The following is a 13,577-nucleotide window of genomic DNA, read 5'->3' as shown; positions in this document are numbered from 1 at the left end:
CATCCGCGATCAGGATATCGGGCTTGTTGGCCAGCGCCATGGCGATCATGACCCGTTGCCGCTGTCCGCCCGACAGCTGATGCGGATAGCTGTCCAGACGGTCCTGCGGGTCGCGAATACCGACCTTGGTCAGCAGTTCCACAATTCGGTCGCGGGCTGCGTCGCCGGTCAGCCCCTGATGAAGGGCCAGCGATTCCGCCATCTGTTTCTGGATCGTGTGCAGAGGGTTGAGCGAGGTCATCGGTTCCTGAAAGATGAAACTGATGTCGTTGCCGCGCACATCCATCAGCTTGGGCTCGGACGCGCCGATCAGTTCCTGCCCGTCATAAGTGACCGAGCCTTCGACCAGCGCGCTGTCACCCAACAGTGACACGGTGGACAGGGCGGTCACGGATTTGCCCGACCCGGATTCGCCCACCAAAGCGACGGTCTCACCCCGGTCGACGGTGAAGGACACCCCCTTGACCGCCGCCGAAACCTGCCCGTCTTGCCGGAACGAGACCTTGAGGTTGTTCACATCCAAAAGGCTCATGAGAAGGTCTTTCTGGGATCAAACGCATCGCGGACGCCTTCGAAGATGAAGACGAGCAACGACAGCATGATGGCAAAGGTAAAGAACGCGGTGAAGGCCAGCCACGGCGCTTGCAGGTTCTGTTTCGCCTGCAAGGTCAGCTCGCCCAGCGACGGGGCCGAGGATGGCAGGCCGAAGCCCAGGAAATCCAGCGAGGCCAGACCGCCAATCGTACCCGTCACGATGAACGGCATGAAGGTCAGCGTCGCGACCATCGCATTGGGTAGCATGTGGCGGAACATGATGGTCATGTTGCCGACACCCAGCGCCCGGGCTGCACGGACATATTCCAGATTGCGGGCGCGCAGGAACTCGGCCCGCACGACGCCCACCAACCCGGTCCAGCCGAACAGGATCATCAGCGCGACCAGCAGCCAGAAACTTCGCCCCAGAATGGCGAACATGATGATGATCACGTAAAGCGACGGAGTTGCCGACCAGATTTCAATGATGCGCTGGAAGATGAGGTCCAGCCAACCGCCGAAAAAGCCCTGAATAGCCCCGGCAAAGATGCCTATCAAACTGGCCACACCCGTCACCAGCAATGTGAACAGGATCGACAGGCGGAAGCCATAGATTACGCGGGCCAGCACATCCCGCTTGGTGTCATCGGTGCCCAGCAGGTTCTGGCCGTTGGGCGGCAGAGGCGCCGCACCGGGTCGATCCACGCTGGTGTTGTAGGAATAGGGGATCAGCGGCCAGATGGCCCAGCCACGCTCGAACCCGTCAGCCTCGAACGTGCCCGCGTCGATCTGTTCGATGATGCCTTCGGGGTCGTCGAAACACTGATCCAGACCACCGCTGTCGATCAGGCACATGACCTCGGGGTCGCGATAGATCGCCTCGGTCTGGAAATCGCCGCCAAACTCGGTTTCCGCATAGAAGTTGAAGACCGGCGTGTAGAATTCGCCGCGGTACTTCACCAGGATCGGTTTGTCATTGGCGATGAACTCGGCAAACAGCGACAGGCCAAACAGGATCGAAAAGATGATCAGCGACCAGAACGCCCGGCCATTGCGTCGGAAGTTGCGCCAGCGGCGTTGATTGAGGGGGGAAAACGCCATCTACCCCTCCCGCTTCTCAAAATCGATGCGCGGGTCGACCAGCACATACATCAGATCGCTGATGATGCCGACGACCAGCCCCATCAGGCCAAAGATGAACAGCGTCCCGAAGATCACCGGATAGTCCCGGGCCACCGCGGCTTCAAAGCCCAGACGACCCAGACCGTCCAGCGAGAAAATCGTCTCGATAATGATCGAACCGCCGAAGAACACGCCAATAAACACCGCTGGGAACCCTGCGATCACGATCAGCATCGCATTGCGGAAGACATGGCCATACAGCACTTTGCCTTCGCTCAAGCCCTTGGCACGGGCGGTCATCACGTATTGCTTCTTGATCTCATCCAGAAACGAGTTCTTGGTCAGCAGCGTTAGCGTCGCAAAGGCCGAAATCGTCAGTGCAATAATCGGCAAAGCGATGTGCCAGAAATAATCCGCGATCTTGCCAAACAGGCTGAGGCTGTCCCAATTGTCCGAGGTCAGCCCCCGCAGCGGGAAGATCTGCCAATATGAGCCACCGGCGAACAGCACCAGCAACAGAATGGCAAACAGGAACCCCGGAATGGCATAGGCCACGATAATGGTGCCGCTGGTCCAAGTGTCGAAAGTTGAGCCATCTTTCACCGCCTTGCGAATGCCCAGCGGAATCGAGACCAGATAGGCAATCAACGTCGACCACAGACCCAACGAGATCGACACTGGCATCTTTTCCAACACCAGATCAATCACACTGATCGACCGAAAATAGCTCTCGCCGAAATCCAGCGTCAGATAGTTGCCCATCATCGACAGGAACCGCTCGACAGGAGGTTTGTCGAACCCGAATTCCTTTTCCAGTTCCTCGATAAACTCGGGCGGAAGACCGCGCGCGCCCGCATAGGTATCGTCGCCCGCACCCGCAGATGCGTCCACCCCGGCCTCGCCACCTCCGGCAAATCCGGCGAACGCGTCGCCTTGCCCCTGAGCCTGCGCAATGATCTGCTCAATCGGACCGCCGGGCACAAATTGCACCAGCGTAAAGTTGATAATCATAATGCCCAGAAGCGTCGGTATGACCAGCAGCAGGCGTCTTAGAATATAGGCGCCCATACTAACGCAGCGCGCCTTCCGCTTTCAGCTTGGCCGCTTTGTCGGCGTTGAACCACCAAATGGAAAGCTCACCGATGCCACCGGGCGGGGGGTTATCTGTATAGGGGCGTTCATACATGTCGAAATAGGCGATGTTGTGCACAGGCTTATACCATTGAGGCACCCAGATATGCTGGGAACGAAGCACCCTGTCCAGAGCCCGAACCGCAGATTTCAAATCCTCGCGATTATCCGCAGACTCGATCTTCTGGATCAGGCTGTCGACCGCATCGCTCCTAAGGCCGGATACGTTGCTTGACCCTTCGATATCCGCCGCCTCGGACCCGAAAATACCGCGCAATTCGGTTCCGGGGGTTTGGGACATCGCATAGCGCCGGACCACAACGTCATATTCAAACTTTTTCTCACGCTGTTGGGCTTGTGCGGCGTCAACCCGCTGTGCCTCGGCCTGAATTCCCAGCCGTTCCAGATTGTCCACGAAAGGTAGAATAATCCGATCGAATGAGGGGCTGTCATTCAGGAACTCGACGCTCAGCACCTCTCCTTCGGCGTTCCGGCGCAGCCCGTCGCTGCCAACGGCCCAACCGGCCTCATCCAGCAACTTGCTGGCTTTGCGGAGTGCCCTGCGGTCTCCGGCGGCGTCGGGTTTGGATTCGGCTGGCGTGAAAACGGGCTCGGTAAACACACTGTCCGGTATCTGACCTCGCAGCGGCTCCAGAAACTCCAATTCACCGGCGGTTGGCAAGCCTTCGGCCTGCATGTCCGAGTTTTCCCAAAAGCTGTCCGTGCGGGTGTAGAGCCCATGGAACAGGCTCTGGTTCGACCATTCGAAATTGAACGCCAGCCCAATCGCTTCTCGTACCCGAGGGTCACTGAACTTGTCCCGGCGCAGGTTGAACCAGAAACCCTGCGTGCCAGCCGGGCGCCCATCAGACAGCGTTTCCAACTTCACCCAACCTTTGTCGAGCGCCGGGAAATCGTATCCCGTGGCCCAAAGGCGCGACAGAAACTCCTCGCGGAAAGTGTAGGCACCAGCCTTGAAGGCTTCGAACGCCGTGGTGTAATCGGCAAAATATTCGACCTTTATCCGATCAAAGTTGTCCTGCCCGACATTCACCGGCAAGTCCTTTGCCCAGTAGTCATCCCGCCGCATATATGTGATCGAGCGCCCCGGTTCGACGCTGTGCAAGGTATAAGCGCCCGACCCCATCGGAGCCTCCAGGCTGGTTTCCTGAAAATCACGCGTTTCGTAGTAAGCCTTGGACAGGATCGGCAGACCGGCAGCGGACAGATATGCCTCGCGCAGGGCGCCGTCTGGCTTGAAGGTGAACTTGACCCGGTGGGTATCAAGCGCCTCGGCACCTTCGAAATCCTTGAACAAGAGCTTGTACGAAGGCTGCCCCTTGTCCCGCAATGTTTCGAACGTGAAAACAACATCTTCAGCCGTCACAGGTGTACCATCACGAAACTCGGCTTCGGGGCGCATATTGAAAATCACCCATTGGCGACTTTCAGGATACTCAACCGACTCGGCAACCAGACCATAAAGCGCATCCGGTTCATCCAGACCCCCGGTCATGAGGCTGTCGTAGAATATTGTCGACAAGGCACCCGAATTGCCCTTGAGTATAAAGGGGGTCAGACTGTCAAATGTGCCGAATGCCCAGGTCGAAATTTCACCACCCTTTGGCGCATCCGGGTTCACATAGTCGAAATGCGCAAAATCCGGACCATATTTCAGATCACCAAACACCGACAGACCATGGCTGGTTACAACCGTCTCATCTTCGGGCAGACCAGTGGCAAATCCGCCCCCGACCGCACCGATCAGACAACTGGCTGACAAAGATAAAACCATACCCCATTTCCGAAACCTGACATTACGCATTGCGGGCAGGAGGGGTGTCATATGGCTCATCCTCTTGGGTCGTTGACGTCTTTATCTTCGTGCGCGCCAGCTAAAAGACCAGCGCTATTGGTTGCAAGTTTAGAATGCGTGAGCGCTTTGTGAAGTTCTCTTAACCAAAAAAGCCGCTGCGCGGGGCAGCGGCTTTGCAATTTTGGATGCCGATCGCAGGATCAGTTGCCGATCGTTTGCAGGTAGGCGATCACATCGGCGCGATCTTGCGGCTTTTTCAGGCCCGCAAAGCTCATCGAGGTGCCCGAGATATAGGCGCTGGGGCGGATCAGGAAGGCGTCCAGGGCTTCGGGCGTCCAGTTGCCGCCATGGGCCTGCATTGCGGGCGAATAGCCGGTGAATCCTTCGGCCGCGGCAACAGGGCGGTCGACAATGCCATACAGGTAGGGGCCAGTGCTGTTGGCGCCGTCTTCCAGCTTGTGGCAGGCGGTGCATTTGCGGAACACTTTCGCGCCTTTTGCCGGGTCGGCAGCGGCCAGCAGTTCTTCGAACACCACTTCATCGCCATCCGCGCTCTCGCCCGAGCTATCGGTTTCGATGATATAGGCGGCTTCGGCGCCGTGCCCAGCGGTGGAATAGAGGACATCCGCCCCCCATTTTGCCAGAAGAAGCACCAGGAAGGTGCCGAACAGGCCGGCTGCGGCCTTGGTAACTGTCATCGTGTCGAACATTGATCGCGAGTCCATTTCAGCTGTCTGCGGGGTGTCTAAGGCTTCCCCTTGCAAGAGGCAAGGTATAGACACCGCGACGAAACGCCCAATTCTGGAACTTGTTGCACGGAATCGACCAAATGACAAAACGTATCGCATTTCAGGGAGAACCCGGCGCCTATAGCCACGAGGCCTGCCGCAACGCGCGCCCCGATATGGAGCCCCTGCCCTGCCGCACGTTCGAAGATGTGATCGATTCGGTGCGTTCGGGCGAGGCCGAACTGGCGATGCTGCCGGTTGAGAACTCGACCTATGGGCGTGTGGCAGACATCCACCGGCTGCTGCCCCATAGTGGGCTGCATATCATCGAAGAGGCCTTTGTCCGCGTGCATATCAACCTGCTGGCCGTGCCCGGTGCGACGCTGGAGGACGTGACCGAAGCGCATTCCCATCTGGTTCTGTTGCCGCAATGCGCGGGCTTTCTGAAACAGCACGGTATCCGGGGCCGCGTCAGCCCCGATAACGCCCGCGCCGCGCGCGAGGTGGCCGAGGCCGGAGACAAACACTCCGCCGCACTGGCCAGCGAGTTGGCGGGTGAAATCTATGGTCTGAACGTGCTGGCCCGTCATATCGAGGATCAGGGCGACAACACCACCCGCTTTCTGGTCATGTCGCCCGAGGCCGACGAATCGCGCCGGGGGGATCACGGGATGATCACCAGTTTTGTCTTTCAGGTCCGCAACATCCCGGCGGCGCTGTATAAGGCGATGGGCGGCTTTGCCACCAATGGCGTCAACATGGTCAAGCTGGAAAGTTACATGCTGGACGGGTCCTTCACGGCGACCCAGTTCTACGCGGATGTGGTCGGTCACCCCGATGACCGCAATGTCCAATTGGCGATGGATGAGCTGGAGCATTTCACGACCAATGTCGAAATACTCGGCGTCTACCCGGCAGCGCGCCCGCGCGGATAAGCGTTCAGGTCTGGCTGAATTCGGACCGGCGGACACCGCTGTGCAGGGCTTTGAGGATTGCGGTGACATTGGCCTTCACCCCGTCTTCGGAGTTTAACTCAAGGTCGTAGACGCGACCTGCGTGGATTGTGCTCTGATCTTTCTCGGCGCGTCCCACAGACCGGTCCCCGCGTTGGCGTTCCCGTTCACGCAAGAGCGGAATGGAGCAATGCACTGCCACGAACAGAACATCATGCTGTCGCAGCAAGTCGTGTAACTTTTCGGGCCAGCCTTCCGTGTCCAGAATATGTTCTATGATCAGGTCGTTACCGGCATCCGCGTAGGCAGCCAGAGACCTGTGAAACCCTTCGAACAGGGCGGGTCGGGCAACCTGCCAGTCAAATTCGCCGCTTCGAAACCGCTCCATCGGAATCACCCCCGAGTCGCGCAGATGGTCGACGGAGACATGCCAGAACGGTTGCGGAAGCGCACGCTGCAGGGCGCGGGCAATCGTGGATTTGCCGCTGCTCGACGCGCCGTGGAGGAAGATGATCTGCGACATGTTCAGGCCCGTCCGGTTGCAAATGGTCAGGAGATACGGCCGATCTCAGACACAGTGTACGCTTCGGAACTTTCTATGCGCCATGCTGATACCGCTCTTCCAACTCGCGCGCGAAATCGCTGAGGCGCATTTGGAACTGGCGGCGGAACCGCGACTGGCCCAGTTTCAGGGATTGCAGCAACAGCCGGGCAGGCAGTGTCCTTGCCGCCAGCGACATGCTGATGCTCAGACGGGTGCGGCGTTGCGACAGGGCCAGAAATTCGATGGTGGTCGCGCCGGTCATCCCCTTGCTGCCAGAGCCAAAACTGATCACCGAGGGCCGGTCGCAATCCAGCATCTCGACCGTGATATGGCGGGGTTTGCCGCGGATTTTCAGCACTGCCTCCCACACGGTGCCCACATCGGGCGGGGTCGGCCCATGCGCGCGCCGCACCTCGACCCCGCGTCGCATCGCCATCCGCTCGAACCGTTCGAAATCGGCAACCATGTCGAACACGGTGTCGATCGGGGCTTCGATATCTTCCTGGGCTGAAAACTGCATATCGGGGTTCGCTTCGGGGTCTCTGGTCAGTCCAATGTATCCGCAAGCCAATGCTGCAACAGAAAATGCGCAATGGCACCCTTGCGGGCGGGCAACAGGCGCGGGTGATCCCCGGCAAAGGCCTGCATCATCTCGGTCTTGGTGACCCACATCGCCTCTTCGATCTCAACCGGGTCGATGTTGATGTCGTCGGACAGCGCCTCTCCGGCGCAACCGAACATCAAGGACGCGGGAAACGGCCAGGGCTGGCTGGCGAGGTATTGGACCGCGCCCACCGGCACGCCTGCTTCTTCCATGACCTCGCGGCGCACGGCGGCCTCAAGCGTTTCGCCCGGTTCAACAAAGCCCGCCAGCAGGGAGAACATCCCCTCGGGCCAGCCCGGAGAGCGGCCCATCAGAACGGAATTCCCCCTTGTGATCAGCATGATCACCACCGGGTCGGTGCGGGGGAAATGCTGCCCGCCGCAATCGGGGCAACTGCGCTGCCAGCCGCCTTGGGACATCTCGCTGCGCGCGCCACAGCGGGCGCAGAACTGGTGGGTTTCATGCCACCCGATCACCGCCTTGGCCGTCGCGGCCAGTTCGGCATCGCGGGGCGACAGACGGGTCATGATGCGGCGCAGCTCGGCAAAGACCTGACCGTCGGGCAGGTCCGGATGCTGCTGTTCACTGCGGTCGACGAAGTCGCCAACACCAGACAGGTCCAGCCCTTCCGCCGTCCAGCCCGAGATATCCATTGCAAACAAAGGGGTGCCATCCTCGGACACCCCCAGAAATACAGGCGCGTTGATCGCGCCGCCGGGGCCGTTCCGCACCAGGCTGTGGGTCATCGACACAAAGGCCAGTTGGTCCAGACCTTCACCCTGTACCAGCACCTTGCCGCGCCACAGCAGCAGGCAGCGTGCGGCGGGATCCTTCATCGCCTGATCCAAAAGCTGCGGATCATTGCGGCGCAATGCGGCCCGATCCAGCCCCGATCCGCCAAATGTCACCTGTTCTGCGCGCTTCATATCCGCTTTCCCTGCCTGCCGGGCCAAGGGCTGCCACGTCTGGCCCCCCGGCGCAACGGCTTTTCAACGCGCGGCAAATCAGCACTGCCGCTGAAAGACCGCAGGATTGCCCCGGAATTTTCACTTATTCAACCAAGTAGTGAATCCATTCTTACAACAACATCCAGAAGAAGACGCTTTGAAAAGAACTACCCCGCCGGACCATCGGCAGACATCGCAGGCGCGCATTCGGATTATGGCGACCAGCGATGTGCATATGAATGTGACCGGCTTTGACTATTACGCGGATCGCCCCGATCCCCGGATAGGGTTCACCCGCACCGCCCATCTGATCCGTCAGGCCCGGCAGGAAGTGGTCGAACACGAAGCCTTAACCCTGCTGTTCGACAATGGCGATTCCCTGCAAGGCACGCCGTTCGGCGACTGGGCTGCTGAATGCGCGCTGGATGATCATCCGATGGCGCAGGCGTTCAATAAGCTAAGCTATGATGCGGTTGGGCTGGGCAATCACGATTTCAGCTTCGGCCTGAACCTGTTGGACCGGATCGCCGATCAGATCGATTGCCCGGTTATCTGCAGCAACCTTCGGCGCGTGGGGCCGACACCTCCCCTTGTGCAAAGCGCCATTCTGCAACGGCAGGTCCAATACGACGGCACAGCGCAGCCGATCCGCATCGGGGTGCTGTCCGTTCTGCCACCCCAAACCGCGCAATGGGAGGCCCATCGGCTGGACGGGCAGGCCGAGGTCGAGGATATCCTGACCTCGGCCCGGCACATGGTGGGACAGTTGCAGCAGCAAGACTGCGATATCGTCGTTGCGCTGGCCCATTCGGGTCTGGTGGAGGCGCAAGCTGTGGAAAATTTGGAAAACGCCACTATCCCGCTGGCGGCGCTCGACGGGATCGACGTTCTGGTCGCGGGCCACACACATCTGACCCTGCCGGGTGACGCGCATGCGGGGATGACCCATGTCGACCACATCCGGGGGCGGGTACATGGCAAACCCACGGTCATGCCGGGATTTGCCGGGTCGCATCTTGGGGTCATCGACCTGACGCTGGAGGTGAGCGATGGTGGCTGGCATATCGTCGACTCTTATGCCTCGCTGCGCTCTGTCTGGCCGGAGGGCAGCGCCGACCCCGTGCCCGAAGCGCCGGATATGGCGGACCTTTTCGCCAACGGCCACGCCCGGACCCGCAAACGCGCAGCGCAGCCGGTTGGGCGTGTGGATGCCCCTCTGCACAGCTATTTCAGCTTTTGCGCCCCGGATCGCGGGCTGGCTTTGCTGGCCGCAGCACAGGCGGCGGCCCTGCGGCCTCTATTGGCCGGGACCGAATGGGGCGCGCTGCCCATGATCTCCGCCACTGCGCCGGCAAAATTCGGCGGCCGTGCCGGGCCGGGATATTATACGGACGTCCCGGCGGGTGAGATTTCGATGCGCCATGTGGCCGATCTGCACGTCTTTCCCAACGAATTGCGCGCGGTCGTGGCCACCGGCGCGCAAATCCGCGACTGGCTGGAAATGTCGGCGGGGCTTTACAACCAGGTTACCGGGGATCAGGGCACCCCCCTGACCGATCCGCAGCGCGCGGGGCATAATTTCGACATCCTGCACGGGCTCAGCTATCAGATCGACCTGTCCCAGCCCGCGCGTTTCGACGTGGGCGGAGGGTTCACGGGTCCTGCAAATGCACGGATTCGCAATCTGGCCTCTGACAGCCGCCCCGTCACCGACACGCAAAATTTCCTTGTCGCCCTCAACAATTATCGCGCCAGCGGTGGTGGGCATTTCACCATGGTCGCTGAAGCGCAGCAAATCACCCTGCCCTCACTGCGCATCCGGGACATCCTACGCGACTATCTGGCCGGGAAACTGCCGCGCGATCCGTTGGAACAGGCGGCCCCGCCGTTCAGCCTGGCCCCCTTGGGTGGCGCGACAGCCGTGCTGGAAACCGGGCCCGGGGCCAAGGCCCATCTGCACGAGTTGGCAAGTTATGACCCGCACATTCTGGGCAAGAACGAGGCCGGTTTCCTGCGCATCGCCTTGACGCTCTGACGGGTTGCCATTTCCCTCCGGCATGCCTATATCCACACCTGAGAGGTTGGCGCGGGCGAGCGCCTCGCCAACCTGGTCAGGTCCGGAAGGAAGCAGCCACAACGAGCCCCGCTTGGGTCGATGTCCAACCTCTCACTTTCCCTTACTTTGCGAACACACCCGTCAGACACCAATCAATCGTGGCCAGACGGCGGCATTCCTGCGGGCAAAGACGCCGATATGGCCGATGCCTGCCAATCCGACCTCCTGCGGGTCAATCAGGTGGCGATTGGCTGCGGACCCGTACAGATCAGCCAGCCGCCAGACCGCCTCGGGCGGCACCATCTGATCGTCGGTGAAGGCAAACAGATCAACCGGCGCGCCAGCCCAACTCACCTCAGGCAGGCCAGAACCGATCTCGGGCTTATAGCTGTTCGAAGACGTACACCACCGACGCCATTGCCAGTAGACCGGCGCGGGCAGGTCCGAACCGAACCCCAGCGCCTTGCCCGGCAGATAGCCCAACAGGCGCACCGCCAAAGGCGCGTGGCCATACCAGAACAGACCCGCCAAGGCGCGGTAGGGCCAGGGATGATCGGCCAGCGTGACCATCCCGGAGCAAACGCAAATCATCCGGTCGATCCGGTCCACATCCGGTTGCACGGGGCCCAGCATCCCGCCAACCGAATGCCCGATGGTCCAGTGCTGCGCCTTGGGGAATCGCTCGCGCATTTCAGCCCGAGCTGCTGGCATGTCGATCAAAGCCCAATCCGCCATCGAGACGGTCGACTCCTTCAACTGTCCGCTCAGAGAATGTCCGAAATCCCGATAATCATAGGTCAGGCAGGCGATACCCCGCTCGGCAGCCAACCACCGCGCGAAATGGCGGTAGTAATCCCGCGGCACCCCGGTGGCACTGTTCAAAACCACAACCACGTCCGGCTCGGCAACCGGACGATACAGACGCCCCGACAACGCCGCCTGCCCGACGGGGATACAGATATCCTCGGTCAATACCGTGTGCTGACTGTCCAACATGTCTGGCCCCTCGGGACAACTAAACCGATCAGTTCATCTTCTATCGACCCCAACACCGGCGTCCGAGTCAAGCACTCCATCACATGACCCCACGTCCGCCTGTGCGCGATTTCCGGCCCGCCCCGGCCAATCCGCTTGACTCAGGGCCACCCCAGCCGCTAGCGATTACGCGATGGTTTCCGCGCCCTTTCACCGAAGGGCCGGGATGAAAAGGGAACACGGTGCGGTCCCGACCGGTCAAACCGGAACGGACCAATGCCGCGACTGCCCCCGCAACTGTAAGCGGAGAGCGATGCCGAAACACCACTGGCCACAAGGCTGGGAAGGTCGGCAAAGCAACGACCCGCAAGTCAGGAGACCTGCCATCGAAAACTGAAACCGAAACTCGGGCGGGGTGTCCGGGCAGGGTTTGGCCACCTGTCGCGGCCCGCCCCGTTCTCACCCCCTCGCCCGGCGCGCGGAGGGCGCAGAATGATCTGGAAGACCGATACACATCAATTCACCGCCACGATTTGCCAACGCACGGGCAAAACCTGCCCCGCGCTTGCCCAGGTGGCACGCGCCGCGGTGCAGGCCATAGCCACGGCGGCCCCTGCCACAACTGCCGAGTTCGAGGTCGAGGGCACCGCCGACCTGACCCATTGCACCCAAGGATGCACGGCCCGGTTTCAGGCCCGTCCCGACCGGGTCAGGGTGTATTGCGGCGCAGACCCCGAGGTAAACGGCGATTGCCTGAACGACTATGCCGAGCTGATGTTCGGCTCCGCGTTCACCACCCTACCGTCCCACGCGATCAGCACCCCACCCTGCGCCATGCTTCAGGCCGAAATACTGGCGCCACGCGACCCGACCCCAGTCGAATCCCACGCCACCGCCTGATCTAATACGCCGAACCGGCGCGGGCGGCGCCAATGGCCCAGCGCATCTGCCCCTCTGTCTCGACAGCGCAGGGGCGGAGCGCGCGCAATCGGGCCAGCGCGGCGTCCGGGGCCTCACCGCATTCCACCATCAGCCGCAGGACAATCATCCCCGAACGCCCACAGCCGCCGCGACAATGCACCAGCACGCGGCCGCCACGAGACAAGGCCGTTCGAATGTCTACGCTGACCTCAACCCACCGCTGAGTGACATCGCCGGGCGGCGTTCCGAAATCCTCAATCGGCAAATGAACCCAATTGGCTCCCAAACCGACAATGTCACGCCCGAAATCCTCTGCCCCTTGCTGCGCCATTTCGGCCCCTGTGGTCATCGAAACCACAATGTCCGGCGCCCATGCCCGGATCACCGCAAGGTCAGCGCAGTAGGTGCCACCGCGACCAGGGATAGGCGTCAACGCAAGCGTCCCCCCACCAACTGGCAGGGCAAAAATCTCGAACTTCGGGTCTTCATCGCTCATCCCGGTTGCTTCTATCCCGCACAGCCCGGCGGACAAAACGAAAATCGTCCCCACCTGCGGTGGACGCGGGCGGCGGGGCGCTCTACGCTGCGGCGTATCGCGAATCCGACCGAGCAGACATGACCGACACACCCAGCCCCGCCTATCAGGTTCTCGCCCGCAAATACCGCCCGGAAACCTTTGCCGATCTGGTAGGTCAGGATGCCATGGTGCGCACCCTGAAAAACGCGTTCGAGGCCGACCGGATTGCACAAGCCTTCATCATGACCGGCATCCGCGGCACCGGCAAAACCACCACAGCGCGGATCATCGCCAAGGGCATGAACTGCATCGGCCCGGACGGAAACGGTGGCCCCACCACCGAACCCTGCGGCCAGTGCGAACACTGCGTGGCCATCATGGAAGGCCGCCATGTCGACGTGATGGAGATGGACGCCGCCTCCCGCACCGGCGTCAACGATATCCGCGAGATCATCGACAGCGTCCGCTACCGCGCCGCCTCGGCCCGCTACAAGATCTATATCATCGACGAGGTCCACATGCTCTCGACCAGCGCTTTCAACGCGCTGCTCAAGACACTGGAGGAACCGCCCGAGCATGTGAAATTCATCTTCGCCACCACCGAGATTCGCAAGGTGCCGGTGACGGTCCTGTCGCGCTGCCAGCGGTTCGACCTGCGCCGGATCGAACCCGAAGACATGATCGGCCTGCTGCGCAAGATCGCAGGTGCCGAGAGCGCGCAGATCGCCG

The 13,577-nt window shown here is 61.1% G+C and carries 14 protein-coding genes, 1 other RNA gene and 1 riboswitch; of the genes, 5 read left to right on the top strand and 10 right to left on the bottom strand.

Going from position 1 to position 13,577, the window contains the following annotated elements; genetic code table 11:
- From MPJ51_RS19715 to MPJ51_RS19695, 5 genes are all read right to left on the bottom strand, one after another.
- The coding region (locus tag MPJ51_RS19715) for an ATP-binding cassette domain-containing protein (RefSeq protein WP_298390422.1) at positions 1-532 on the bottom strand (532 nt) is incomplete at its 3' end.
- Positions 529-1,635 carry an ABC transporter permease gene (locus MPJ51_RS19710; RefSeq protein ID WP_298390420.1) on the bottom strand — a complete coding sequence of 369 codons (1,107 nt, stop codon included), beginning with the start codon at positions 1,633-1,635 and terminating at the stop codon, positions 529-531. The genes MPJ51_RS19710 and MPJ51_RS19715, both read right to left, overlap by 4 nt.
- Positions 1,636-2,724 carry a microcin C ABC transporter permease YejB gene (locus MPJ51_RS19705; protein WP_298390418.1) on the bottom strand — a complete coding sequence of 363 codons (1,089 nt, stop codon included), beginning with the start codon at positions 2,722-2,724 and terminating at the stop codon, positions 1,636-1,638.
- Between the two features lies 1 nt (position 2,725).
- Entirely contained in the window at positions 2,726-4,582 is a 1,857-nt protein-coding gene (locus MPJ51_RS19700; RefSeq protein ID WP_298390417.1) for an extracellular solute-binding protein, read from the bottom strand.
- Positions 4,583-4,803: 221 nt separating this feature from the next.
- On the bottom strand, positions 4,804-5,313 hold the full coding sequence (locus tag MPJ51_RS19695) for a cytochrome c family protein (RefSeq protein ID WP_298390424.1): 510 nt from the start codon (positions 5,311-5,313) through the stop codon (positions 4,804-4,806).
- A gap of 119 nt (positions 5,314-5,432) precedes the next feature.
- On the opposite strand from MPJ51_RS19695, the gene MPJ51_RS19690 reads away from it, so the two are divergent.
- Positions 5,433-6,266: a prephenate dehydratase gene (locus MPJ51_RS19690; protein ID WP_298390415.1), complete on the top strand. Its 834-nt coding sequence runs from the start codon at positions 5,433-5,435 to the stop codon at positions 6,264-6,266.
- Positions 6,267-6,270: 4 nt separating this feature from the next.
- On the opposite strand, the gene MPJ51_RS19685 is transcribed toward MPJ51_RS19690, so the two are convergent.
- From MPJ51_RS19685 to nudC, 3 genes are all read right to left on the bottom strand, one after another.
- Positions 6,271-6,807, bottom strand: coding sequence for an AAA family ATPase (locus tag MPJ51_RS19685; protein ID WP_298390413.1), 537 nt, complete (start codon positions 6,805-6,807; stop codon positions 6,271-6,273).
- A 73-nt stretch (positions 6,808-6,880) separates the two neighbouring features.
- Positions 6,881-7,348 (bottom strand): SRPBCC family protein, encoded by a 468-nt coding sequence (locus MPJ51_RS19680; protein WP_298390412.1) that lies wholly within the window; start codon positions 7,346-7,348, stop codon positions 6,881-6,883.
- A 26-nt stretch (positions 7,349-7,374) separates the two neighbouring features.
- Positions 7,375-8,358 carry an NAD(+) diphosphatase gene (nudC, locus tag MPJ51_RS19675; RefSeq protein ID WP_298390410.1) on the bottom strand — a complete coding sequence of 328 codons (984 nt, stop codon included), beginning with the start codon at positions 8,356-8,358 and terminating at the stop codon, positions 7,375-7,377.
- Positions 8,359-8,497: 139 nt separating this feature from the next.
- Between nudC and MPJ51_RS19670 the strand changes: the two genes are divergently transcribed.
- Together MPJ51_RS19670 and ffs are read left to right on the top strand one after the other, a co-directional pair.
- Positions 8,498-10,414, top strand: a complete 1,917-nt coding sequence (locus MPJ51_RS19670) for a bifunctional 2',3'-cyclic-nucleotide 2'-phosphodiesterase/3'-nucleotidase (protein ID WP_298390408.1) — start codon at positions 8,498-8,500, stop codon at positions 10,412-10,414.
- A gap of 39 nt (positions 10,415-10,453) precedes the next feature.
- An RNA gene (gene ffs, locus MPJ51_RS19665) (signal recognition particle sRNA small type) lies at positions 10,454-10,552 on the top strand.
- A gap of 24 nt (positions 10,553-10,576) precedes the next feature.
- Here ffs and MPJ51_RS19660 read toward each other — a convergent pair.
- Positions 10,577-11,431: an alpha/beta hydrolase gene (locus tag MPJ51_RS19660; protein WP_298390406.1), complete on the bottom strand. Its 855-nt coding sequence runs from the start codon at positions 11,429-11,431 to the stop codon at positions 10,577-10,579.
- 156 nt (positions 11,432-11,587) lie between these two features.
- Positions 11,588-11,813, top strand: a riboswitch (cobalamin riboswitch).
- 89 nt (positions 11,814-11,902) lie between these two features.
- Between MPJ51_RS19660 and MPJ51_RS19655 the strand changes: the two genes are divergently transcribed.
- Positions 11,903-12,310, top strand: a complete 408-nt coding sequence (locus MPJ51_RS19655) for a hypothetical protein (protein WP_298390404.1) — start codon at positions 11,903-11,905, stop codon at positions 12,308-12,310.
- A 1-nt stretch (position 12,311) separates the two neighbouring features.
- On the opposite strand, the gene MPJ51_RS19650 is transcribed toward MPJ51_RS19655, so the two are convergent.
- Positions 12,312-12,827, bottom strand: a complete 516-nt coding sequence (locus tag MPJ51_RS19650) for a dual specificity protein phosphatase family protein (RefSeq protein WP_298390402.1) — start codon at positions 12,825-12,827, stop codon at positions 12,312-12,314.
- A gap of 119 nt (positions 12,828-12,946) precedes the next feature.
- On the opposite strand from MPJ51_RS19650, the gene dnaX reads away from it, so the two are divergent.
- A partial coding sequence (dnaX, locus tag MPJ51_RS19645; protein WP_298390400.1) for a DNA polymerase III subunit gamma/tau occupies positions 12,947-13,577 on the top strand: 631 nt, incomplete at its 3' end.

Source organism: Ruegeria sp. (assembly GCF_028066395.1).
Taxonomy (GTDB): domain Bacteria; phylum Pseudomonadota; class Alphaproteobacteria; order Rhodobacterales; family Rhodobacteraceae; genus Ruegeria.
This window is presented reverse-complemented; position numbering and strand designations above follow the sequence as displayed.